General features: G+C 69.8%; 13 protein-coding genes and 1 tRNA gene. 3 read left to right on the top strand and 11 right to left on the bottom strand.

The window, feature by feature from the left end; all coding sequences use genetic code 11:
* The first annotated feature begins 58 nt into the window (after positions 1 to 58).
* Positions 59 to 4,705, top strand: coding sequence for an ATP-dependent helicase (locus IF11_RS0104520; RefSeq protein ID WP_030350084.1), 4,647 nt, complete (start codon positions 59 to 61; stop codon positions 4,703 to 4,705).
* An 18-nt stretch (positions 4,706 to 4,723) separates the two neighbouring features.
* The gene (locus tag IF11_RS0104515) at positions 4,724 to 5,482 is read left to right on the top strand and encodes an Fpg/Nei family DNA glycosylase (RefSeq protein WP_030350083.1); all 759 of its coding nucleotides are present in this window, start codon (positions 4,724 to 4,726) and stop codon (positions 5,480 to 5,482) included.
* Positions 5,483 to 5,543: 61 nt separating this feature from the next.
* Here IF11_RS0104515 and IF11_RS36360 read toward each other — a convergent pair whose 3' ends face one another.
* The 10 genes from IF11_RS36360 to IF11_RS0104465 form a co-directional block, all read right to left on the bottom strand.
* Entirely contained in the window at positions 5,544 to 5,732 is a 189-nt protein-coding gene (locus IF11_RS36360; RefSeq protein WP_037727048.1) for a hypothetical protein, read from the bottom strand.
* A 261-nt stretch (positions 5,733 to 5,993) separates the two neighbouring features.
* Positions 5,994 to 6,464: a Dps family protein gene (locus tag IF11_RS0104505; protein WP_030350082.1), complete on the bottom strand. Its 471-nt coding sequence runs from the start codon at positions 6,462 to 6,464 to the stop codon at positions 5,994 to 5,996.
* A gap of 159 nt (positions 6,465 to 6,623) precedes the next feature.
* Positions 6,624 to 7,007: a helix-turn-helix domain-containing protein gene (locus tag IF11_RS0104500; protein WP_030350081.1), complete on the bottom strand. Its 384-nt coding sequence runs from the start codon at positions 7,005 to 7,007 to the stop codon at positions 6,624 to 6,626.
* A 109-nt stretch (positions 7,008 to 7,116) separates the two neighbouring features.
* Positions 7,117 to 7,638, bottom strand: a complete 522-nt coding sequence (locus tag IF11_RS0104495; protein WP_037727067.1) for a CinA family protein — start codon at positions 7,636 to 7,638, stop codon at positions 7,117 to 7,119.
* A gap of 56 nt (positions 7,639 to 7,694) precedes the next feature.
* Positions 7,695 to 8,387: a CDP-diacylglycerol--glycerol-3-phosphate 3-phosphatidyltransferase gene (gene pgsA / locus IF11_RS0104490; protein ID WP_030350079.1), complete on the bottom strand. Its 693-nt coding sequence runs from the start codon at positions 8,385 to 8,387 to the stop codon at positions 7,695 to 7,697.
* On the bottom strand, positions 8,384 to 9,901 hold the full coding sequence (gene rimO / locus IF11_RS0104485) for a 30S ribosomal protein S12 methylthiotransferase RimO (protein WP_030350078.1): 1,518 nt from the start codon (positions 9,899 to 9,901) through the stop codon (positions 8,384 to 8,386). Before rimO ends, pgsA begins: the two co-directional genes overlap by 4 nt.
* A 49-nt stretch (positions 9,902 to 9,950) precedes the next feature.
* Positions 9,951 to 10,763 (bottom strand): helix-turn-helix domain-containing protein, encoded by an 813-nt coding sequence (locus IF11_RS0104480; RefSeq protein ID WP_030350077.1) that lies wholly within the window; start codon positions 10,761 to 10,763, stop codon positions 9,951 to 9,953.
* A gap of 299 nt (positions 10,764 to 11,062) precedes the next feature.
* Entirely contained in the window at positions 11,063 to 13,918 is a 2,856-nt protein-coding gene (locus tag IF11_RS0104475; RefSeq protein WP_051745528.1) for a DNA translocase FtsK, read from the bottom strand.
* A gap of 102 nt (positions 13,919 to 14,020) precedes the next feature.
* Positions 14,021 to 14,689 (bottom strand): response regulator, encoded by a 669-nt coding sequence (locus IF11_RS0104470; protein ID WP_030350075.1) that lies wholly within the window; start codon positions 14,687 to 14,689, stop codon positions 14,021 to 14,023.
* 277 nt (positions 14,690 to 14,966) lie between these two features.
* Positions 14,967 to 20,510 (bottom strand): HAMP domain-containing protein, encoded by a 5,544-nt coding sequence (locus IF11_RS0104465; protein WP_240627988.1) that lies wholly within the window; start codon positions 20,508 to 20,510, stop codon positions 14,967 to 14,969.
* Positions 20,511 to 20,779: 269 nt separating this feature from the next.
* Between IF11_RS0104465 and IF11_RS0104460 the strand changes: the two genes are divergently transcribed.
* Positions 20,780 to 23,431 carry a SpoIIE family protein phosphatase gene (locus IF11_RS0104460; RefSeq protein ID WP_037727046.1) on the top strand — a complete coding sequence of 884 codons (2,652 nt, stop codon included), beginning with the start codon at positions 20,780 to 20,782 and terminating at the stop codon, positions 23,429 to 23,431.
* A 69-nt stretch (positions 23,432 to 23,500) separates the two neighbouring features.
* Here IF11_RS0104460 and IF11_RS0104455 read toward each other — a convergent pair.
* Positions 23,501 to 23,573 (bottom strand) — tRNA-Thr (locus IF11_RS0104455).
* Between the last annotated feature and the right edge of the window lie 192 nt (positions 23,574 to 23,765).

The raw sequence follows: 23,765 nt of genomic DNA, 5'->3' as shown, positions 1-23,765 counted from the left end.
CCCGGGGCGTTTGCCCAGGTCCGGGCGATTGTCAGTGGCGGGGTGCACGATGGGGGGCATGGCACGCTCCGCGCTCGACTCCTTCTCCCCCGCGACCCGCGGCTGGTTCACGGGGGCTTTCTCCGCGCCCACCGCGGCGCAGGAGGGGGCCTGGCGTGCCATCCAGGAGGGCTCGGACGTGCTGGTCGTGGCCCCGACCGGCTCGGGCAAGACGCTGGCCGCCTTTCTCGCCGCCCTGGACCAGCTGGCTTCGCAGCCGCCGCCCGCCGAGGCGAGGAAGCGCTGCCGAGTGCTGTACGTATCGCCGCTCAAGGCGCTCGCCGTCGATGTGGAGCGCAATCTGCGCAGTCCGCTCACGGGAATCCGGCAGGAATCCGTGCGGCGCGGGCTGCCGGAGCCGGAGGTCCGGGTCGGCATCCGCTCCGGTGACACCCCGGCCGCCGAGCGCCGGTCGATCGCCACGAAGCCGCCGGACATCCTGATCACCACCCCCGAGTCGCTGTTCCTGATGCTCACGTCCTCGGCCCGGGACGCGCTCGCCGGGATCGAGACGGTGATCCTGGACGAGGTGCACGCCGTCGCGGGGACGAAGCGGGGCGCCCATCTCGCCCTGTCCCTGGAGCGGCTCGACGAGCTGCTGCCACGCCCCGCCCGCCGGATCGGTCTGTCGGCGACGGTGCGTCCGGTGGAGGAGGTGGCGCGCTATCTGTCGCCGCAGCGCAGGGTGGAGATCGTCCAGCCGCGCTCCGGCAAGGAGTTCGATCTCTCCGTGGTCGTGCCGGTCGAGGATCTGGGCGAGCTGGGCGGCTCCCCCGCCTCGGAGACGGACAGCGCGGACAAGCCGTCGATCTGGCCGCATGTGGAAGAGCGGATCGCCGATCTCGTCCAGGCGCACCGCTCCACGATCGTCTTCGCCAACTCCCGCCGGCTGGCGGAGCGGTTGTGCAACCGGCTGAACGAGATCGCGTACGAACGGGCCACGGGCTCGGTTCCGGACGCGCCCGGCCCCGACGGGGCGATGCCCGAGGACCACTCCCCGGCCGAGCTGATGGGGCAGTCGGGCGCGGCCAGGGGCGCGCCCGCCCTGCTGGCCCGCGCGCATCACGGCTCGGTCTCCAAGGAGCAGCGGGCCCAGGTGGAGGAGGACCTGAAGGCGGGCCGGCTGCCCGCCGTCGTGGCCACGTCCAGTCTGGAGCTGGGCATCGACATGGGCGCGGTGGATCTGGTGATCCAGGTCGAGTCGCCGCCCTCGGTCGCCTCGGGCCTCCAGCGGGTCGGCCGCGCGGGACACCAGGTGGGCGCGGTGTCCACGGGCGTCGTCTTTCCCAAGTACCGCGGCGATCTCGTCCAGGCCGCCGTGGTCACCGAGCGGATGCGCACCGGCGCCATCGAGGCCCTGCGCATCCCCGCGAATCCCCTCGACGTGCTGGCCCAGCAGCTGGTCGCCATGGTCGCGCTGGACACCAGACAGGCCGACGATCTGCTCGCCCTGACCCGCCGCGCCGCGCCGTTCGCGTCGCTGCCCGAGTCGGCGTTCACGGCCGTGCTGGACATGCTCGCCGGGCGCTATCCCTCCGACGCCTTCGCGGAGCTGCGTCCACGCGTGGTGTGGGACCGCGTGGCCGGTACGGTCACGGGCCGTCCGGGCGCGCAGCGGCTCGCCGTCACCTCCGGGGGCACGATCCCCGACCGGGGGCTCTTCGGTGTCTTCCTCGCCGGAGCCGACCCGAAGAAGGGCGGCGGCCGGGTCGGGGAGCTGGACGAGGAGATGGTGTACGAGTCCCGGGTGGGCGATGTCTTCACCCTGGGCACGACCTCCTGGCGGATCGAGGACATCACCCGTGACCGGGTCCTGGTCACCCCGGCCCCCGGCACCCCGGGGCGGCTGCCGTTCTGGAAGGGCGACCAACTGGGCCGACCGCTGGAGCTGGGCCGCGCGGTGGGCGCGTTTCTGCGTGAGGTGGGCGCCCTCTCCGAGGAGGACGCCCGGCTGCGGCTGCTGACCGCGGGCCTCGATGCCTGGGCCGCCGGCAATGTGCTGTCGTATCTGGACGAGCAGCGCCGCGCCTGCGGTCATGTCCCCGACGACCGGACGATCCTTGTCGAGCGCTTCCGCGACGAGCTGGGCGACTGGCGCGTGGTGATCCACTCCCCGTTCGGCGCGCAGGTGCACGCGCCGTGGGCGCTGGCCCTCGGTGCCCGGCTCGCCGAGCGGTACGGCATGGACGCGCAGGTCATGCACGCCGACGACGGCATCGTGCTGCGGCTCCCCGACGCCGATCTGATGGGCCTGGACCTCCTGGATGACGAGCCGGACCGTCTCAGCACGGCTTTCGACAGCGAACAGGCGCCCATCGGCGCCGCGGATGTCGCCTTCGACGGCGGCGAGATCCGCGGGATCGTCACCGACCAGGTGGGCGGCTCCGCGCTGTTCGCCTCCCGGTTCCGGGAGTGCGCCGCCCGGGCGCTGCTGCTCCCCCGCCGGAGCCCGGGCAAACGCACCCCGCTGTGGCAGCAACGCCAGCGCGCCTCCCAACTCCTCCAGGTGGCGAGCGAGTTCGGCTCGTTCCCGATCGTGCTGGAGGCGGTCCGGGAGTGCCTCCAGGATGTCTTCGATGTCCCGGGCCTCTCGGAACTCATGGGCGACATCGAGTCCCGTCGGGTCCGGTTGATCGAGGTCACCACCCCCGAGCCCTCCCCCTTCGCCCGGTCGCTGCTCTTCGGCTATGTGGCGCAGTTCCTGTACGAGGGCGACTCCCCCCTCGCGGAGCGGAGGGCCGCCGCGCTCTCCCTGGACTCCCGGCTGCTGGCCGAGCTGCTGGGTCAGGCCGAGCTGCGTGAGCTGCTCGACCCGGAGGTCCTCACCGAGCTGGAACGGGAACTCCAATGGCTCACCGAGGACCGCCGCGTCAAGGACCTGGAAGGCGTCGCCGATCTGCTGCGCGTCCTCGGCCCGCTCACGGACGCGGAGTTGGCCGAGCGCGGCGCGCGGACATCCTGGGCGGAGGATCTCGCCGCCGCCCGCCGCGCCATCAGGGTCAGGATCGGCGGAGCCGACCACTGGGCGGCGATCGAGGACGCGGGCCGGCTGCGGGACGCCCTGGGCACCGCACTGCCGGTCGGTGTCCCCGAGGCGTTCACGGAGCCGGTGAAGGACCCTCTCGGCGATCTCCTCGCCCGCTACGCCCGTACGCACGGCCCGTTCACCTCGAACGCGGCGGCAGAGCGCTTCGGCCTCGGCCCGGCGGTCACGGACGGCGCACTCCAGCGGCTCGCCGCGAACTCCCGGGTCGTACAGGGCGAGTTCCATCCTTCCGGCATCGGCCAGGAGTGGTGCGACGCCACGGTCCTGCGTCGGCTGCGCCGCCGCTCCCTTGCGGCGCTGCGCCAGGAGCTGGAGCCGGTGGCGCCGGCCGCGCTCGCCGCCTTCCTCCCGCAGTGGCAGCATCTGAACGGCAACAGCCTGCGCGGAATCGACGGACTCGCCCGTGCCGTGGAGCAGTTGCAGGGTGCTCCCGTTCCCGCGTCGGCGCTGGAGAAGCTGATCCTGCCGTCCCGGGTCTCCGGCTACACCCCCGCGCTCCTGGACGAACTGACCACCACGGGCGAGGTCCTGTGGGCCGGAGCCGGCGCCTTGCCCGGCAAGGACGGCTGGGTCTCGCTCTATCTCGCCGACGCCGCACCCCTGTTGCTCCCGCCCCCGCACCCCCTGGAGCTGACCGCCCTCCACGATTCCGTCCTGACCACGCTCTCGGGCGGCTACGGCCTGTTCTTCCGGCAGATCACCGACCAGGTCCGGGCCACCACCCACCCGGATGTGACGGACCCTCAACTGGCCGACGCGGTATGGGATCTGGCCTGGTCGGGCCGGCTCACGAACGACACCCTGGCGCCGATGCGCTCGCTGCTCGGCTCGGGGCGTACGGCGGGCTCCACGGCGCACCGCGCGCGGCGCCCGGTGCCGCGGGGACGGTACGGCACGCTCACGGCCGCGGCCCGCCCCGCCTCCCGTACGGGCCCACCCACCGTCAGTGGCCGCTGGTCGCTGCTGCCCGCCCAGGAGCCGGAGCCCACGCACCGCGCCCACGCGCTGGCCCGTACCCTCCTCGACCGCCATGGCGTGGTGACCCGGGGCGCGGTCGCGGCCGAAGGGGTCGCGGGCGGCTTCTCGGCGGTGTACCGCGTCCTGTCCGCCTTCGAGGACAGCGGCCAGGCCCGTCGCGGCTATGTCGTGGAGGGCCTGGGCGCGGCCCAGTTCGCGATGGACGGCGCCGTCGACCGGCTGCGCGCCGCGGCGACGGCCCGTGACCGCGCCGACGCGCACCCCTCGCCGCGCGCCGTGGTGCTGGCCGCCGCCGACCCCGCCAACGCCTATGGGGCCGCGCTTCCCTGGCCGGATCCCCCGGACGGCGCCGGCCACAAACCGGGCCGCAAGGCCGGCTCCCTCGTCGTTCTCGTCGACGGCGAGCTGACCCTCTACATGGAACGGGGCGGCAAGACGCTGCTGTCCTGGCCCACCGACCCGGAGGACCCCTCGCTCCGGGCCGCCGCGGAAGCGCTGGCGAGCGCGGCCCGCGCGGGGGCGCTCGGTACGGTCACGGTGGAGCGTACGAACGGCACCCCGGCCCTGACGTCCCCCCTCGGGCGCGCGCTGGAGTCCGCGGGCTTCCACGCCACCCCCCGGGGCCTGCGCCTGCGGGCCTGAACGTGCGAGTCTGAAACCATGCCCGAGGGAGACACCGTCTGGCAGACCGCCCAGCGCCTGCACACCGCGCTCGCGGGGCACCGGCTGATCCGCTCGGACCTGCGGGTGCCCCGGTTCGCGACCGCCGATCTCACCGGCCGGACCGTCCTCGATGTCATACCGCGCGGCAAACATCTGCTCACCCGTATCGAGGGTGGCCTCACCCTCCACTCGCATCTGCGCATGGACGGCTCCTGGAAGGTCTACGCCCCCGGTGAGCGCTGGAGCGGCGGTGCGGCGCACCAGATCCGGGCCATCCTCGGCACCGCCGAGCGCACCGCCGTGGGCTATCGCCTGCCCGTCCTCGAACTGCTGCGTACCAGCGACGAGGAGCGCGTGGTGGGGCATCTCGGCCCCGATCTGCTCGGCCCCGACTGGGACGCGGCCACGGCCCTGCGCAACCTGCTGTCCGACCCCGCGCGGCCGATCGGGGAGGCGCTGCTCGATCAGCGCAACCTCGCCGGAGTCGGCAATATCTTCAAGTCCGAGACCTGCTTCCTCGTTCGCGCGAACCCCTGGCTCCCCGTCGGCGAACTCCCCGCGCCCGAGCGTCTGGTGACCGCGGCGAAGAAGCTGCTCGAAGCGAACCGGAACCGTCCGGGCGGCTCCCGGCGTTTGTATGTCTACGGCCGCCCGGGCCGCCCCTGCCCCCGCTGCGGCACCTCGGTCCGTACGGCCGAACAGGACGGCCGGCCCACCTACTGGTGCCCGCTCTGCCAGCCGAACGCCACCAGTTGACGCACGAGTTGACGGACCAGTCGAGACCCGCGGACACGTTGGCGCGTCAGCTGACAACACGTCACAGCCGGGGACGACGCTGCCGCGCCGACGCGACGTGCACCGGCAGCAGGCTCAGCCCCCAGCCACCTGCCGCCACCACCCCTTCCACCACTCCGGTGTTCTCGGGCACCAGCACGATGCGCAGTACGGCCCACCACCACACCCCGCCCAGAGCGAGCGCCGGCAGCAGGATCCATCGCCTCGCCATGGCTCCCTCCTCCGCCTTGCGATCCACGGCACCAACGCTGACATCAGCCGCTCCCGCGGCGGGCGCTCCCTGAGCCGGCCTGATCCAACCAAAAGACCCTAGTCAGCCACGATCACCCGCCGCGAGAGCGCATCGGATGCACTCCCCGGCGTGCGCGCCTACCCCCGGTCGCGCCCCTGCCGCAGCGACAATGCGGCAGGGGCGCGGCCGGCCCCTCGCCCTTCGACCGGGGCTCCGGCCCGGTCAGGCGTTCCGGCCCGGTCAGGCGCTCTCCGCCTGGAACATCCAGGCGTGCTTCTCCAGGTCGGCGGTCACCTGGATCAGTACGTCCTGCGTCACCGGGTCCGGTTTGTCCGTCACCTCGACGCGTTCACGCATCCGCTCGATCACCGCGCCGAGCGCGTCCACCAGGGTCCGGATGGCATCCACGTCCGTGATCCAGCCGTTGGGCACCGTTCGGATCGCGCTCGTGGCGGCCACCGTCGCGGCCCGCCCGTCCGGTGTCACCCCGACCGCGGAGGCCCGCTCGGCAACGGTGTCCGAGTGCTTCCTGGCCGTGGAGACGACCTCGTCGAGCTGCAGATGTACGGAGCGGAAGCGCGGCCCGACGATGTTCCAGTGGACCTGCTTGGCAACCAGCGAAAGATCCACCAGGTCCACGAGGGCGCCTTGCAGCGCCTCACCGACCAGCTTCAGATCCTCCTCGGGCAAGGCACTCTTCACGACAGACATGCATGTCCTCCCATTCCGCTCACAGTTCTTCGTTCACAGTTCGGTGCGCACGCACCTTCCACCATGGCACAACTGCAATAAAACGGGCATTTGGGAAAGACGAAAGCCCTGGTCGGCATTACTGCCGGCCAGGGCTCAGGTCAAAGCTTCAAAGCTTTGTCAGGCGGCGACGACGTCCACCGCCTCCGCAGGCGCCTTGATCGTCACCCGCTCCGTCGGCACTCCGGCCACCGACGTCACAGAGACGGAATTGAGCATTGGACGTACTGCCGCGGGCACCGGCTCGTTCGCCGCCGCCGACGCGGCCAGCTCGGCCAACGACAGCTCGTCGCTCACTTCACGCATGAGCTCTGACATCCGTACGTCAAGCGCGTCGCAGATCGCCGAGAGCAGCTCGGAGGAAGCCTCCTTCTGCCCCCGTTCCACCTCGGAGAGATAACCGAGCGAGACCCGGGCGGACGAGGAGACTTCGCGCAGAGTACGGCCCTGGCGCTGGCGCTGCCGACGCAGCACGTCACCAAGCAGGCGACGGAGCAGAATCATCGGTGGCTCCCTCCTCGGACCGCGTAGCCGCATCCTTCACGCCCCACCGTACCGCCTAGTGCCGCGGCCGTGCGGGGAGCGATGTCGTGTTCACTCAGGGCTGCAAACATCAATTCCCCCCGTTCTGTTCCGTATCCTGTGCCCGCCCGTTCCCGGAAAGTTCGCTGAGGAGCAGACCGAGCACGCTCCGTACACTCTCTTTACGGATGTCCGCCCGGCCGCCGTTCAACCGCGGCGCGGCCACTTTCCGCACACCTTCCGGTCCCACCACCGCCACGTACACGGTGCCGACAGGCCAGCCGTCCTGCGGATCGGGACCCGCGACCCCGGTGGTCGCCGCACCCCAGCCGGCCCCGAGCGCGCGGCGCACTCCGGCCGCCATCTGGAGCGCCACCTCGGGGTCCACGGCGCCCCGCTCCTCCAGAAGGGTCCCGTCGACGCCCAGAACATCCCGTTTGAGGTCCGTCGCGTAGGCCGTGACGGACCCGCGGAAGGTCCGGGAGGCACCGGGGACCGCCGTCAGCTCCGCGGCCACCAGACCGCCGGTGAGGGATTCCGCGACGGCCAGCGTCCCGCCGCGCTCGGCCAGGATCTCCAGCACCCGGGCCGCCCGGTCTGCAGCCGAGCGCACCTCCGCGCCACCACCCGACACAGCCCCGGCTCCCGCCGCCGCGGCCCCCTCGGCACTCACCGCGCGGACTCCGCCGCCGCATGCTCCGCGGCCAGCCCCTGGCGCCGCAGGACGACCGCCTGCCGTACGTAGTCCAGTCCCGTGATCACGGTCAGCGCGACGGCCACGGCCATCACCCAGAACCGCAGCGTGGCCAGCGGCCCGGTCAGCGCGAGTACGTACATCCCCACGGCCACGCCCTGCGCCAGCGTCTTCATCTTGCCGCCGCGGCTGGCGGGAATGACCCCGTGCCTGATCACCCAGAACCGCATCAGCGTGATCCCGAGTTCACGGAAAAGGATGACCCCCGTCACCCACCACGGCAGATCGCCCAGCGCCGAGAGACAGATCAGCGCCGCTCCCATGATCGCCTTGTCCGCTATCGGATCGGCGATCTTCCCGAAGTCGGTGACCAGGTTGTACGTCCGCGCCAGATGGCCGTCGAAGACATCCGTGATCATGGCGACGGCGAAGGCGGCCCAGGCCCAGGCCCGCCAGACGGGGTCGAAACCGCCGTCCTGGAGCAGCAGCAGTACGAAGCCGGGCACTAGCACCAGCCGCACCATCGTGAGGATATTGGCGATGTTCCACAGACTGGCCTGATTGACCGCCGCGGCCCCCAGCTTGCCGCCGGGTGCCTGCTTCGAGCCGTTGCCACCGGACACCGGTGTCGCGCCGCCGCCCGCCGCGGACGCCGGGACTCCGGTCATCTGGCAGCCTCCTCGCCCGGGGTCCGGGAGCCGTCCCCCGGAAGGTCGTGATACTCGGCCACCAGATCCACGCCCTCGGTACCGACCACCTTGGCCTCGACCATAAGACCGGGGCGCAGGCCCTCGCTTGAAGTGAAGATCACCTGGCCGTCCGTCTCCGGAGCCTGGTGCGCCGCGCGGCCCACCGCCGCCTCCCCGTTCCCGCCCTCCGGGTCGATCGACTCGACGAGCACTTCGAGGCTCTCGCCGAGCCGCTCCTCGGCCCGCTGGGAGGTCAGCTCCTCCGCCAGCCGGGAGAGGTGCGCCAGCCGCTCGGCGATCACGTCGCCGTCCAGCTTGTCGTCGTACGTTGCGGCCTCCGTACCGTCCTCGTCGGAGTAACCGAAGACGCCGATGGCGTCGAGTCGCGCCCCGGTCAGGAAGCGCTCCAGCTCGGCGAAGTCAGCCTCGCTCTCGCCGGGGAAACCGACGATGAAGTTGGAGCGCACACCGGCCTGCGGCGCCTTGCCCCGGATGGTCTCCAGCAGTTCCAGGAAGCGGTCGGTGTCCCCGAAGCGCCGCATCGCGCGCAGCACACCCGGCGCGGAGTGCTGGAAGGACAGATCGAAGTACGGCGCGACCTTGGGCGTCGAGGTCAGCACGTCGATCAGCCCCGGCCGCATCTCGGCGGGCTGGAGGTAGCTGACCCGTACCCGTTCGATCCCGTCGACGGCCGCCAGCTCCGGCAGCAGCGTCTCCAGCAGCCGGATGTCGCCGAGGTCCTTGCCGTACGAGGTGTTGTTCTCGGAGACGAGCATGACCTCCTTGACACCCTGCTCGGCCAGCCAGCGCGTCTCGCCCAGCACATCGGAGGGGCGCCGGGAGATGAAGGAGCCGCGGAACGAGGGAATGGCGCAGAAGGAGCAGCGCCGGTCGCAGCCGGAGGCGAGCTTCACGGAGGCGACGGGGCTCCGGTCCAGCCGCCGCCGCAAGGGCGCGCGCGGCCCGGAGGCCGGAGCGACCCCTTCCGGCAGGTCTTCGGGGGCCGGCGCCACCTCGGCCGGGGACTGCGCGTGGCCGGGCAGCGCCACCTCGGCGCCCTGGCGCTCGACCGGGCTGAGCGGCAGCAGCTTGCGCCGGTCACGGGGCGTGTGCGAGGCGTGGATCCCGCCGTTGAGGATGGTCTGGAGCCGGTCGGAGATATCGGCGTAGTCGTCGAATCCGAGCACGCCGTCGGCCTCGGGGAGGGCTTCCGCCAGCTCCTTGCCGTACCGCTCGGCCATGCAGCCGACGGCGACGACGGCCTGGGTTCTGCCCTGATCCTTGAGATCGTTGGCTTCCAGCAGGGCGTCGACGGAATCCTTCTTCGCGGCCTCGACGAATCCGCAGGTGTTGACGACGGCGACATCCGCCCCCGAGGCGTCCTCGACGAGCTCCCAGCCGTCCGCTGCCAAGCGGCCTGCAAGCTCCTCCGAGTCCACCTCGTTACGGGCGCAGCCAAGAGTGACAAGGGCGACGGTACGGCGTTCGGGCATGGGCTCAAGACTACTTTGTCCTGGCCCCGCCCCCGCCGTGCAGGGTTGCTCAGCCGGCCTCGGGGTCGCCCTGGGTGTACGAGAGTCGCTCAACTTGGCCCGGCTCGAACTCGTCCTCGACCTTCTTTCCGTTCACGTAGAGCTCGATCGCGCCCGCGTTTCCGAGGATCAGATCGATCTGCTCGTCGTCCTGGAAGGTCTTGGAATCGCCCTTCTTCAACGTTCCGTCGAACAGCAGCTTGCCGTTGGACGATTTGGCGGAGATCCAGCTCTTGTCGTCTATGGCCGACAGCTTCACCGTGACCTTGTCGAGCGGGGCGGCGGCGATGGCGCTGTCCGACGGCTCGGGCTTGGGGTCGGCCGACTTCGTGGGGCTCGGCTTGGCGCTCTTCGAGGGCTTCGCCCCCTCGGCGACCTGCTTGGCCTTCGCGCTGTCGTCCCCGCCGTCGAACGCCGTGAAGCCGACGAAGCCGACCACCGCCACGATCGCAGCGACCATGGCCGCGGTCCAGTTGGGACGGGGGCGCTCCGGCCGGATCCGCTCGGCCTCGAACAGCGGCGCCGCGGGCGTGGGCACCGGCCGCCCGCCGTGCTCGGAGTCGAACTGCTCGATCAGCGGCGCCGGATCGAGCCCGACCGCGCGAGCGATCATACGGATGTGCCCGCGGGCGTAGACATCGCCGCCGCAGCGCGAGAAGTCGTCCTCCTCGATCGCGTGCACGATGGGGATGCGCACCCGCGTGGCGCCGCTGACCTCGTCGACCGTCAGATCCGCGGCGATACGGGCCCGCAGCAGCACCTGGCCGATCGAAGGCCGTTCCACCGCAGGGGAGTTGGTGTCGGAATCGGCGCCGTCGGGGATCTGGTCCTCGACCTGGCGGTCGACGTGATCGTCGGGAACGTTGCCGTCTGGGGAATCTGGGGACTTGCCGTCGGGGGATTTGCCGATGGACACGGGGGCGCCTTTCGAGCGTGTAGCCACCTGCTGGACGTTCAGTCTATGGGTGGTACGAAAGGGTGGGGCAACCGGGCGGATGCACTTTGTACGCCATCAGAATGGCCGGACGGCGTAGTGGAGGAACATGACGCTCTTCCTCTCTCCAACTTGACGTATGCGCACGGGAAACGGTTGCCCTCGATTTGTCGCGGGATCCCGTTTCCCTACGAGGGAGACTCCCCGCAGATCACGGCGAGCACTCCATCGAGTTCGTCGGCCTTGACCAGGACATCGCGGGCCTTGGAGCCCTCGCTCGGGCCGACGATGTTCCTCGATTCCATCAGGTCCATCAGCCGGCCGGCCTTGGCGAAGCCGACCCGCAGCTTCCGCTGGAGCATCGAGGTCGAACCGAATTGTGTGGAGACCACCAGTTCGGCGGCCTGGCAGAGAAGGTCGAGATCGTCGCCGATGTCCTCGTCGATCTCTTTCTTCTTCGCCGTCCCGACCACGACATCGTCCCGGAAGACTGGTGCCATCTGATCCTTGCAGTGCTGGACGATCGCCGCGACCTCATCCTCGGTGACGAAGGCGCCCTGCATACGGGTCGGCTTGTTCGCCCCCATCGGCAGGAAGAGGCCGTCGCCCTTGCCGATCAGCTTCTCCGCGCCCGGCTGATCGAGGATGACCCGGCTGTCCGCCAGGGAGGACGTGGCGAACGCGAGCCGTGAGGGCACGTTCGCCTTGATCAGGCCGGTGACGACATCGACCGAGGGACGCTGGGTGGCGAGCACGAGATGGATTCCGGCGGCACGGGCCAACTGGGTGATCCGGACGATCGAGTCCTCGACGTCACGCGGCGCGACCATCATCAGGTCCGCCAGCTCGTCCACGATCACCAGCAGATACGGATACGGCGACAGCTCACGCTCGCTGCCCTCCGGCGCCCGGGCCTTGCCGTCGCGCACGGCCTTGTTGAAGTCATCGATATGCCGGTAGCCGTACGCCGCGAGGTCGTCGTAGCGCAGATCCATCTCCCGTACGACCCACTGGAGCGCCTCGGCCGCCCGCTTGGGGTTGGTGATGATCGGCGTGATCAGATGCGGAATGCCCTCGTACGCGGTCAGCTCGACCCGCTTGGGGTCGACAAGGACCATCCGGACGTCCTCCGGGGTCGCCCGGACCATCACCGACGTGATCAGGCAGTTGATGCAGGACGACTTTCCGGAACCGGTCGCGCCCGCGACCAGTACGTGCGGCATCTTCGCGAGGTTGGCCATCACATAGCCGCCCTCGACGTCCTTGCCGAGCGCGACGAGCATCGGATGGTCGTCCTCGGCCGCGTCCGCGAGCCGCAGGACGTCACCGAGGTTGACCATCTCGCGGTCGGTGTTCGGGATCTCGATGCCGACCGCGGACTTGCCCGGGATCGGGGAGATGATCCGTACGTCGGGACTGGCCACGGCGTACGCGATGTTCTTGGTGAGCGCGGTGATCCGCTCGACCTTCACGGCCGGGCCCAACTCCACCTCGTACCGCGTGACCGTCGGGCCCCGGGTGAAGCCGGTGACGGCCGCGTCGACCTTGAACTCCATGAAGACATTGCTGAGCGAGGCGACGACCGCGTCATTGGCGGCGCTGCGCGTCTTGCCGGGGCCGCCGCGCTCCAGCAGGTCGAGCGAGGGCAGTGAGTAGGTGATGTCCCCGCGGAGCTGGAGCTGTTCGGCGCGCGGCGGCAGCGGCTTGTCCCGCTCGGGCGGCGGCTTGGTCAGATCCGCGACGCCGGCGGTGCCCGCGCGCGGCCGCTCGGCCTCGCGCGCGGTCGGCAGCGGTACGGAGCCGGGTACGGAGCGCTCCGCCGCGTCCTCGGCCGGCTCTTCCAGCGGCTCCTGCCGCTCTCCGGGCGGCTGCCCCGGCTTCCGCCCACGCTCCACGGACACGCTCTGGGTGAGATCCGCGACGATCGGCGAGGGCGGCATCCCGTTCAGCACAGCACCGTCCAGTGCCGCCGCGGCGGCCGCGGCCACATCCACGGCGTCCATGGGGCGGTCCATGGACGGCTGTACGGAGGCCCGGCGTGGCCGGCGCCGCTTGGAGAGCGCCTCGACCTCGGCCCGGTCGGGGTCGTACTCCGCGGGGCTCCCGCGCCGGCGCGTGCCAGGACGGCGTCCACCGGAGGGCAGCGCCTCGCGCCACTGCTCGTCGTACCGCTCGTCGTCGTCATACCGTTCGTCGTCGTCGAAGTCGTCGAATCGCTCCGGGTCACGGTCGGGCTGGATGATCCCGAGCTTGGTGCCGAGCAGCCGCAGCCGCTGCGGGATCGCGTTGACGGGGGTGGCGGTGACGACGAGCAGACCGAAGATGGTGAGCAGCAGAAGCAGCGGTACGGCGAGGACCTCGCCCGTGGTGAAGATCAGCGGTGTGGAGGCGGCCCAGCCGATCAGCCCGCCGGCGTCCTGTATCGCTTCCGTGCCCGCGCCGCGCCCCGGGGCGCCGCAGGCGACATGGACCAGCCCGAGCACCCCGATCACGAGCGCCGACAGTCCGATGACGATCCGTCCGTTGGCCTCGGGCTTCTCGGGATAGAGGATCAGCCGTACGGCGATGGCGCCCAGCAGTATCGGCACCAGCAGATCGAGCCGGCCGAAGGCTCCGGTGATGAGCATCTCGACCAGGTCGCCCACGGGACCGCGCAGATTCGACCAGGTGCCGGCGGCGACGATGAGGGCGAGGCCGAGCAGCAACAGGGCCAGCCCGTCCTTGCGATGGGCCGGGTCGAGCCCCTTCGCGCCGCGCCCTATGCCGCGGAACATCGCGCCGACGCCGTGCGCCGCTCCGAGCCAGACGGCGCGGACGAGCCGGTACACACCGCCGGTGGGACTCGGCGCGGGTTTGGGTGCCGCCTTGGCGGCGGCCTTCTTCGCGGGCGCCTTCTTGACCGGTGCCTTCTTGGCGGGCGCGGACTTCTTCGCCGCGGTCTTCTTGGCGGGCGCCGCCTTCGCGGCACCGGTCGTACGGCCGGCCCGCGGCTTTGCGGTGCCCGCCGTGCCCTGGGAACCCTTGCCGGACGTACTGGAGGCCATGATGGTGAGGTTACCGGTGTGAACGGCCGGGGACACGTGTGCCCACCGCTTCACCCGTTCGTGTCGCCCGCACCTCGGCGGGAAACTGACGTGGCCGCTCGGTCAGTTCGGCGAGGGAAGCGGCGGCGAACCGCTGCCCGTCCCCGGCTCCAGCGCGTCGAGCGCCCGCCGCAGACCGGTGAGTTTGCGCTCCAGATGGGCGGCGGTGGCCACGGCCGAGGCGTCCGCCGAATCGTCGTCCAGCTGTTTGGAGAGCGCTTCGGCCTGCTCCTCAACTGCCGCGAGCCGCGCGGACAGTTCGGCTAGCAGCCCGGCCGGCTCCCTGACCTCGCCCGCCCCGGCAAGCTGGAGTCTGAGCAGCTCGGCCTGCTCCTTGAGCTGACAGTTCTTCATATACAGCTCGACGAAGACCGAGACCTTGGCGCGCAGCACCCAGGGGTCGAACGGCTTCGAGATGTAGTCCACCGCACCCGCCGCGTACCCGCGGAAGGTGTGATGCGGGCCATGGTTGATGGCCGTCAGGAAGATGATCGGGATATCGCGCGTACGCTCCCGCCGCTTGATGTGCGCGGCGGTCTCGAAACCATCCATCCCCGGCATCTGGACATCCAGCAGAATGACCGCGAAGTCGTCCGTCAGCAGCGCTTTGAGCGCTTCCTCCCCTGACGATGCCCGCACCAGCGTCTGATCGAGCGCGGAGAGGATCGCCTCCAGCGCCAGCAGATTCTCCGGCCGGTCATCGACCAGGAGGATCTTGGCCTTCTGCACCATGGCCGCCCGCCCTCCTCGCCCCGGCATGGGGCGCCCCCTGCTCGCGGAGCTCGGCGAAACACCGGGCGCCGCCCCAGGGGACGACTCCTTTACGCCGTCCGTCCTTGTGCCGGTCATGGTAGCCGCACCCCGCCTGTCGCCACACCCTGTCACCGTTATGTCACTGTGCTCGAAGCGGAAACGCGGCGCGAGTCCAGAAGGTTCCCCGAATCACGGCGCCTCACACGCCACCGGGCATAGTCCGTCAGCACATCACACCGATTCGTGCACCCACCGATCACTTGTCGCGCATCCACTGCTCCATTACCGACAACAGGTGATCAGGGTCGACCGGCTTGGTGACATAGTCGGACGCACCGGAGTCAATGGCCTTCTCCCGGTCGCCCTTCATCGCCTTCGCCGTGAGCGCGATGATCGGCAGCCCGGCGAACTGCGGCATCCTGCGGATCGCCGTTGTCGTGGCGTAACCGTCCATCTCCGGCATCATGATGTCCATCAGAACGACTGTCACATCGTCGTGCTGCTCCAGGACTTCGATGCCCTCGCGGCCGTTCTCCGCGTACAGCACCGACAGTCCGTGCTGCTCCAGCACGCTGGTGAGGGCGAAGACATTGCGGATGTCGTCATCGACGATCAGCACCTTCTCGTTGTCGAACGAGAAGGTACGGCTCTCCCGCGGCGCCTCCTGACGCCCCGCGCCGGCCACACCCGAGCCCCAGGACTCCAGCCCGCGCGACCCGGCCGCCGGACCGTCCGAGGCCCCCGGGGCCCCGCCCTGCGGCTGCGCGCCCTGCTGTCCGGCGCCCGCGCTCTTGCGGCGGCGCCTGAACAGCGCGGCAGGACCGGGCAGTTCCGCGGGCGGCGACGACGCCTCCAGCCGACCCCGCGTCTGCCCCGTCGCCTCGGCCGCGCTGTCGTCCGCCTGACGTCCGTGCGGAGGGAGACTCGCGGAGGTCAGCTGCTGCATCCCCGCGGGCGTCAGCTGCGGATAACCCTGCGGTGGCAGCTCGCTGGGGTGGAGCGGCAGATAGAGCGTGAAGGTGGAACCACGGCCCGGCTCGCTCGCCGCGTGGATCTCACCGCCGAGCAGCCGGGCGATCTCCCGGCTGATGGACAGTCCGAGACCCGTACCGCCGTACTTCCTACTGGTCGTACCGTCCGCCTGCTTGAACGCCTCGAAGATGACACGCATCTTGCTCGCCGCGATCCCGATCCCGGTGTCGGTGACCGAGAACGCGATGAGATCGCCGTCCGCGTCGCGCAGCGAACCCGCCTCAAGGAGCTGCTCCCTGATGGCGTCCGGCACATCCGTACCGGCCGGCCGGATCACCAGCTCCACCGCCCCGCTGTCGGTGAACTTCACCGCGTTGGACAGCAGATTGCGCAGCACCTGGAGCAGCCGCTGTTCGTCCGTGTGCAGCGTCGCGGGCAGCTCCGGCGAGACCCGTACGGAGAAGTCGAGCCCCTTCTCCGCCGTGAGCGGCCGGAAGGTCGCCTCCACATAGTCGACGAGCTGGACCAGCGCGATACGGGTCGGGCTGACATCCATCTTGCCCGCCTCGACCTTCGACAGATCGAGGATGTCGTTGATCAGCTGGAGCAGATCCGAACCCGCGCCATGGATCGTCTCCGCGAACTCCACCTGCTTCGGCGAGAGGTTCGACTCCGCGTTGTCCGCGAGCAGTTTGGCGAGGATGAGCAGCGAGTTGAGCGGCGTGCGCAGCTCGTGCGACATGTTCGCCAGGAACTCCGACTTGTAGCGCATCGAGACGGCGAGCTGCTCGGCCCGCTCCTCCAGCACCTGCCTGGCCTCTTCGATCTCGGTGTTCTTCACCTCGATGTCGCGGTTCTGCTGCGCCAGCAGTTCGGCCTTCTCCTCCAGCTCCGCGTTGGACTCCTGGAGGGCCTTCTGCCGGTTCTCCAGTTCGGCGGAGCGCTCCCGCAGCTGCTCGGTCAGCTCCTGCGACTGCTTCAGCAGCACCTCCGTCTTGGAGTTGACGCTGATGGTGTTGACGCTCGTCGCGATCATCTCGGCGATCTGGTTGAGGAAGTCCCGCTGGATATGGGTGAACGGCTGGAACGACGCCAGCTCGATCACACCGAGGACCTTCCCCTCGAAGAGCACCGGCAGCACGATCACATGCGCGGGCGCCGCCTCCCCGAGCCCGGACGAGATCTTCAGATAGCCCGGCGGCACATTGACCTGGATGGTGCGCTTCTCCTCGGCGGCCGTCCCGATGAGCGTCTCGCCCGGCCGGAAGGACGTCGGCATCGACCCCGCCGAGTAGCCGTAACTGCCGCGCATGCACAGCTCGTACGAGGCATCCCTGCCGGTGTCCGTACCGACCTGCGGCACCGCGCCGGTCTGCATCGCCAGGAAGAACGCGCCGTGCTGCGCCGAGACCACCGGGGTCAGCTCGCTCATGATCAGCGAGGCCACGTCGTCGAGATCGCGGCGGCCCTGCATCAGACCGGAGATACGGGCGAGGTTGCCCTTGAGCCAGTCCTGTTCCTCATTGGCGAGGGTGGTGTCCCGCAGATTGGCGATCATCGTATTGATGTTGTCCTGGAGGACCTGGATCTCGCCCGCCGCGTCGACATCGATCTTGAGGTTGAGATCGCCGCGGGTCACCGCGGTGGCGACGGCAGCGATCGCCCGCACCTGACGGGTCAGGTTGCCGGCCATCTCGTTCACCGATTCGGTGAGGTCGCGCCAGGTGCCGTCGACATCCCGCACCCGGGCCTGGCCGCCCAACTGCCCGTCCGTACCCACCTCGCGGGCCACCCGGGTCACCTGGTCGGCGAACGAGGAGAGCTGGTCGACCATCGTATTGATGGTGTTCTTCAACTTCAGGATCTCACCGCGGGCATCGATGTCGATCTTCTTGGTGAGATCGCCCTTGGCGATGGCGGTGGTGACCGTCGCGATCTGGCGCACCTGGCCGGTCAGATTGGACGCCATCGAGTTCACGGACTCGGTGAGGTCCTTCCACGTACCGGACACGCCCGGAACCCTGGCCTGGCCGCCCAGTTCACCCTCGGTGCCCACCTCGCGGGCGACACGCGTCACCTCGTCCGCGAAGGAGGACAGCGTCGTCACCATCGTGTTGACGGTGTCGGCGAGTTCGGCGACCTCGCCGCGCGCCTCGACCGTCACCTTCTTCGTCAGATCACCATTGGCGACCGCGGAGGAGACCCGCGAGATATTGCGCACCTGACTGGTGAGGTTGTTGGCCATGGTGTTGACGTTGTCGCTGAGGTCCTTCCAGATTCCGGTGACTCCCCGGACCCTGGCCTGACCGCCGAGGATGCCTTCCGTACCCACCTCACGGGCGACGCGCGTCACCTCGTCGGCGAAGTTCAGCAGCTGGTCGACCATCGTGTTGACGGTCGTGACCAGATCGAGGATCTCACCCCTGGCATCGACGGTGATCTTCTTCGACAGATCGCCCTTGGCGACCGCCGTGGTGACCTCGGCGATATTGCGGACCTGCGACGTCAGGTTGTTCGCCATGAAGTTGACGGACTGGGTGAGGTCCTTCCAGGTGCCGGAGACGCCCTGGACCTCGGCCTGGCCGCCGAGAATGCCCTCGGTGCCCACCTCACGGGCCACCCTGGTGACCTGCTCGGCGAAGTTGGAGAGCTGGTCCACCATCGTGTTCAGGGTGTTCTTCAGCTCCAGGATCTCGCCGCGCGCGTCCACGTCGATCTTCTGCGACAGATCACCGCGCGCCACCGCCGTGGCGACGCCCGCGATATTCCTGACCTGCGCCGTGAGGTTCCCGGCCATGCCGTTCACGGAGTCGGTCAGATCCCGCCAGACACCGGCGACGCCGGGCACCTGCGCCTGACCGCCCAGCCGGCCGTCCGTACCGACCTCACGCGCGACCCTGGTCACCTGGTCCGCGAAGGCCGAGAGCTGGTCGACCATGGTGTTGATCGTGTTCTTCAGCTCCAGGATCTCGCCCCGGGCGTCCACATCGATCTTCTGCGACAGATCACCGCGCGCCACGGCCGTGGTCACCTGCGCGATCTGGCGCACCTGATCGGTGAGATTCCCGGCCATGAAGTTGACGGAGTCGGTGAGTTCCTTCCATGTACCGCTGACGCCGTCCACCCGCGCCTGGCCGCCGAGCCGGCCCTCCGTACCCACATCCCGCGCCATCACCGTGACCTGGTCCGCGAACGAGGACAGCTGCGCCACCATCGTGTTGACGGTGTTCTTCAGCTCCAGCATCTCGCCGGCCACATCGACCGTGACCTTCTGGGTCAGATCACCATTGGCGACCGCGGTGGTCACCTGTGCGATGTCCCGCACCTGGCCGGTCAGGTTACGGAAGGCCGTGTTCACCGAATCGGTGAGGTCCTTCCACGTCCCGGCCGCGCCCGGCACCTCGGCCTGGCCGCCGAGCCGGCCCTCGACGCCGACCTCCCGCGCGACTCGCGTGACCTCGGAACCGAACGACTTCAGCTGCCCCACCATCGTGTTGACGGTGTTCTTGAGCTCCAGCATCTCGCCCGCGACATCGACGGTGACCTTCTGCGACAGATCGCCGTTCGCGACCGCCGTCGTCACCTGCGCGATGTCCCGCACCTGAGAGGTCAGATTGCGGAAGACGCTGTTGACCGAGTCCGTCAGGTCCTTCCAGGTCCCGGCCGCGCCGGGGACCTGCGCCTGGCCGCCGAGCAGCCCCTCGGCGCCGACCTCGCTCGCCACACGGGTCACTTCGTCCGCGAAGGTACGCAGCGTCTCCGTCATCTGGTTGATCGTCTCGGCGAGCTGGGCCACCTCGCCGCGCGCGCTCACCGTGACCTTCTGCGACAGATCGCCATTGGCGACGGCCGTGGTGACCTCCGCGATGCCCCGCACCTGGTTGGTCAGGTTGCCGGCCATCGTGTTCACCGAATCGGTGAGGTCCTTCCACACGCCGGCCACCCCGGGCACGGTCGCCTGACCGCCCAGCTCGCCCTCCGTACCCACTTCCCTGGCCACGCGCGTGACCTCGGAGGAGAAGGACGACAGCTGGTCCACCATGGTGTTGACGGTGTTCTTCAGCTGGAGCATCTCGCCGGCCACATGAACGGTGACCTTGCGCGACAGATCGCCCTTGGCGACCGCCGTCGTGACGAGAGCAATGTCACGTACCTGAGCGGTCAATCGATACGCCATCGTGTTGACCGAATCCGTGAGGTCCTTCCACGATCCGGACATACCTCGCACTTTGGCCTGGCCGCCGAGCTTGCCCTCGGTACCGACCTCCAGCGCCACCCGCGTCACCTCATCGGTGAACGCCGAGAGCTGGTCGACCAGATTGTTGACCGTACGGGCCACCTTCAGGAACTCGCCGCGCAACGGCCGCTCCGCGCCGTCGGAGGAGTGCGAGCGCATCTCCATACGCTGTTCCAGATCGCCCTCGGCGACCGCGGAGAGCACCCGGCCCACCTCGGAGACGGGCCGCGCCAGATCGTCCACCAGCGCGTTCGACGCGTCGATCGCGGCAGCCCAGGAGCCCTCACACGCCCCGGTCTCCAGCCGCTCCGTGAGCTTCCCCTCACGTCCGACCATGCGCCGTACGCGGGCCAGCTCACCCGTGAGATGGAGATTACGGTCGGCGACCTCATTGAAGACGGCGGCGATCTCCGCCATCACATCGTCACCGGAGACGGTCAGGCGCTTACGGAAGTTGCCGTCCCGCATCGCCACCAAGGCCGTCAGCAGTCTGTTCAGCTCCGCCGCGTCCACCTCGATGGTCCCGTTGCTTCGGGACCGTCCGCCTTTCGCGCGCGTGCCATTGCCACGCGCCGCCGTGCCAGACTCCACCGTGTCCCTCCCGCAGGGGTTGACCGTACTGCCCGAGCTGTCTCCGAAAGCCTGCCCAGTGTTTCACCATGGCCGAACCAGGCCATAACAGTTCGGCAGCTTCGCATAGCGTCCCCGCCCCCGCAGGGTGGAAACAGCGGTGACCGGCATCCGCTCGGACAGCGAAGGTAAGTAACCTGGCATCCGGCTGTCCAACCGTCCCGGTCCGCCCGGCGGGGGCGGTGTGGCGAAGGTACTACCACCGGGCACTTGGAGGGGCGGGGCCGATCATGGCGGAGCCGGGCGTCGATACGCGTACGAGGAGTTCTGTGATCACCGCGCGGGCGGCTGCCAGCTTCGACCCTGTCGGGCGGTCCGTCGCGACTGCCCGCGCCTTTGTCCGTGACACGCTCCAGGGGTGGGGTTACTCCGATGTCGTCGATGACGCCGTCGTCCTCACCAGTGAACTCGTCACCAACGCCGTGATCCACGCCGGCACCTCCGCCGATGTGCTCTGCCTCCGTACAGAGGACGGCGTCCGGGTCGAAGTGGCCGACCGCTACCCCGAGCGCGAGGTCCCCATACAGGGCACCGGCCAGTCGTTCGGCAGCCCGGACCGCGAGAACGGCCGGGGCCTGCTGCTCTGCGCCGCCCTGGCCTCACGCTGGGGCGTCGAGTACACCCCGACGTTCAAACAGGTCTGGTTCCAGCTCGACCTGCCCCAGCGCCAGGTGGGCACCCGCTCGGCCGGACCCGTCCTCCCCACGAGCCTGCTCCCCGTCGCCGACGAACGCGTACGGGTGGCCGTCGTCCAGATCGACCGCGGCGGCACGGTCGTCAACTGGAACGAGGACGCGGAGCACCTGTTCGGGTACGCCGCCGAGCAGGTCACCGGCAAGCCCCTCACCGACATCGCCGCCTGGCCGCACACCCCCGGTATCGGCACCGGCATCATCGAGGCACTCCAACTCTCCCGCTGGGAGGGCAGTTACGGCATCCGCGGCGCCGACGGCCGGGTCATCCCCGTCTACGCCTCCCATTTGCGGGTGCGCGACACGCACGGCGAGCCGTCCACGGTCTGCCTCCTCGTACGCGACGACGAACGCGCCGTCATCCAGACCCCGTTGCGCGCCCCCGTGACCGACACGGGCTCCGAGAGCCGCAGCGCGGACCCCTTCGAGGTCTTCATCGGCTCCCCCGCCCCCGACGATCTCGACGGACTCCTCCAGCGCACGGTGGAGCGCGCCCGCGACATGCTCGACGGCGACTCCGCGTTCCTCCTCCTCGCCACGGACGACGAGACGGAGTTGGAGGTACGGGCCTCCACCGGCCTCCCCTCCGCCCGCCAGCGCTTCGCCCGCGTCCCCGTGGAGGCCGGTACGGGCCGCTACGGCTCCGCCAGGATGCCCGCCGTCCACGATGACCTCACGGCGGTCCCCGGGGCCGTCCCGCTGCTCAACGACACCGGCATGCGCTCCGTCGTGACCGTCCCGCTCAAGGTCGAGGGCAGACTCACCGGCTCCCTGGGTGTCGCCGCCGAAGGAGCGGCCCGCTACTCCAACGAGGAGGCGCTGCGCCTCCAGTTCGCCGCGGACCGTATCGCCCTGGCCGTCGAATCGGCCCGTCTCGGCGAACTCGAACGCCTGCGCCGCGGCTCACTCTCCTTCCTCGTGGAGGCCTCCGATCTGCTCGCCGGCACACTGGACCGCGATCAGACACTGGCCCTGATGGCACAGATGACCGTCCCCACCCTGGCCACCTGGTGCGCCGTCTATACGATCGCCGACCAGTCGTCGGACCCGTACCTCTCCTATGTGCTGCACGAGGACGAGGACCGCATCGACGGGCTCAAGGCCCTTCTCTCCAAGATCGACCCACCGGACCCGGTCCCCACACCGGGTGCCCGCATCTGGACCGCCCCGGCGGACGCCGCCCATCAGGCCGCTCTGCGCACCTCCATGCGGGAGTTGGGAAGAAGTTCGAGCCCGGTTTCCTCCGGCATCGGCACCACGCTGGCGACAGCGGCGGCGGTCGGCGGCGAGACCGTCGTGCTGCCGCTGGTCGCCCGTAACCGCGTCATCGGCATGCTGACCCTCGGCAAGCCCTCGGACGACCATTTCCGCCAGGAGATCCTGGAACTCGCCGAAGACCTGTCGCGCCGAGCGGCACTCGCCCTCGACAACGCCCGCCTCTACTCGGAACGTACGGCCATCAGCCAGGCCCTCCAGCGCAGCCTGCTGCCGCCGGGACTGCCTCAGGTCCCCGGGGTCGAGGTCGAGGTCATCTACCGCGCGGCGGGCGAAGGCAACGAGGTGGGCGGCGACTTCTACGACCTGTTCCCGATCCGGGACGGCGCCTATGGCTTCGCCATCGGAGACGTCTGCGGTACGGGCCCGGAAGCCGCGGCCGTCACCGGCCTGGCCCGGCACGCCCTGCGTCTGCTGGCCCGCGAGGGCTTCGGCGGCCCCGCGGTCCTTGAACGGCTGAACGCGGCGATCCTCGACGAGGGCGCCCGCAGCCGCTTCCTCACGCTGCTGTACGGCGAGTTGTGGCCCCAGGAGGACGGCAGCGCGGTCCTCAAGGTGGTGTGCGCCGGCCATCCGCTCCCTCTGCGCCTGCGCCAGGACGGCACGGTCGAACCGGCCGCCGAACCGCAGCCGCTGCTCGGCGTCATGGAGGACCTGGAGCTGTACGAGCAGATGGTCACCCTGGACCCCGGAGACGTCCTCCTGTGCGTCACCGACGGCGTCACGGAGCGCAGGGAGGGCACACGCATGCTGGGCGACGACGGCCTGGCCGACGTCCTGACGACCTGTACGGGCCTGACGGCCGGCGCGGTCGCCTCCCGCGTACTGCGCGCGGTGGAACGCTTCGCCGCCGAGCCGGCCTCCGACGACATGGCCATCCTGGCGATGCGCGTCCCGGAGCCCCACGTCGGCTGACAACGCGTCGGCTGACAACACATACGAGAAAGGCCCCCGCCGAGTGGCGGGGGCCTTTCCTTTTACTTGAGCCCCAATACGGAATCGAACCGTAGACCTTCTCCTTACCATGGAGACGCTCTACCGACTGAGCTATTGGGGCGCAGCAACGAGATAAAGCATACACGATGATCAGACGTGCTCAGCACCATCCGAGGGGTACGGAGGGAACACGGAAAAGAACAGGGAAGTGAACGCAGAAATGCCCCGCACCAGAAGGTGCGAGGCATTCCCACAATAATTGTTCGGCGGCGTCCTACTCTCCCACAGGGTCCCCCCTGCAGTACCATCGGCG

The organism is Streptomyces scopuliridis RB72, assembly GCF_000718095.1.
Lineage (GTDB): Bacteria > Actinomycetota > Actinomycetes > Streptomycetales > Streptomycetaceae > Streptomyces > Streptomyces scopuliridis.
The sequence above is the reverse complement of the archived record's forward strand: the minus strand, read 5'-3'. Positions and strand labels throughout refer to the sequence as shown.

Bases quoted from the DNA above. Each gene is read 5' to 3' on its own strand.
- IF11_RS0104520 (WP_030350084.1), top strand. From the start codon at position 59: ATGGCACGCTCCGCGCTCGACTCCTTCTCCCCCGCGACCCGCGGCTGG.
- IF11_RS0104515 (WP_030350083.1), top strand. From the start codon at position 4,724: ATGCCCGAGGGAGACACCGTCTGGCAGACCGCCCAGCGCCTGCACACC.
- IF11_RS36360 (WP_037727048.1), bottom strand. From the start codon at position 5,732: ATGGCGAGGCGATGGATCCTGCTGCCGGCGCTCGCTCTGGGCGGGGTG.
- IF11_RS0104505 (WP_030350082.1), bottom strand. From the start codon at position 6,464: ATGTCTGTCGTGAAGAGTGCCTTGCCCGAGGAGGATCTGAAGCTGGTC.
- IF11_RS0104500 (WP_030350081.1), bottom strand. From the start codon at position 7,007: ATGATTCTGCTCCGTCGCCTGCTTGGTGACGTGCTGCGTCGGCAGCGC.
- pgsA (WP_030350079.1), bottom strand. From the start codon at position 8,387: ATGACCGGAGTCCCGGCGTCCGCGGCGGGCGGCGGCGCGACACCGGTG.
- rimO (WP_030350078.1), bottom strand. From the start codon at position 9,901: ATGCCCGAACGCCGTACCGTCGCCCTTGTCACTCTTGGCTGCGCCCGT.
- IF11_RS0104475 (WP_051745528.1), bottom strand. From the start codon at position 13,918: ATGGCCTCCAGTACGTCCGGCAAGGGTTCCCAGGGCACGGCGGGCACC.
- IF11_RS0104470 (WP_030350075.1), bottom strand. From the start codon at position 14,689: ATGGTGCAGAAGGCCAAGATCCTCCTGGTCGATGACCGGCCGGAGAAT.
- IF11_RS0104460 (WP_037727046.1), top strand. From the start codon at position 20,780: ATGGCGGAGCCGGGCGTCGATACGCGTACGAGGAGTTCTGTGATCACC.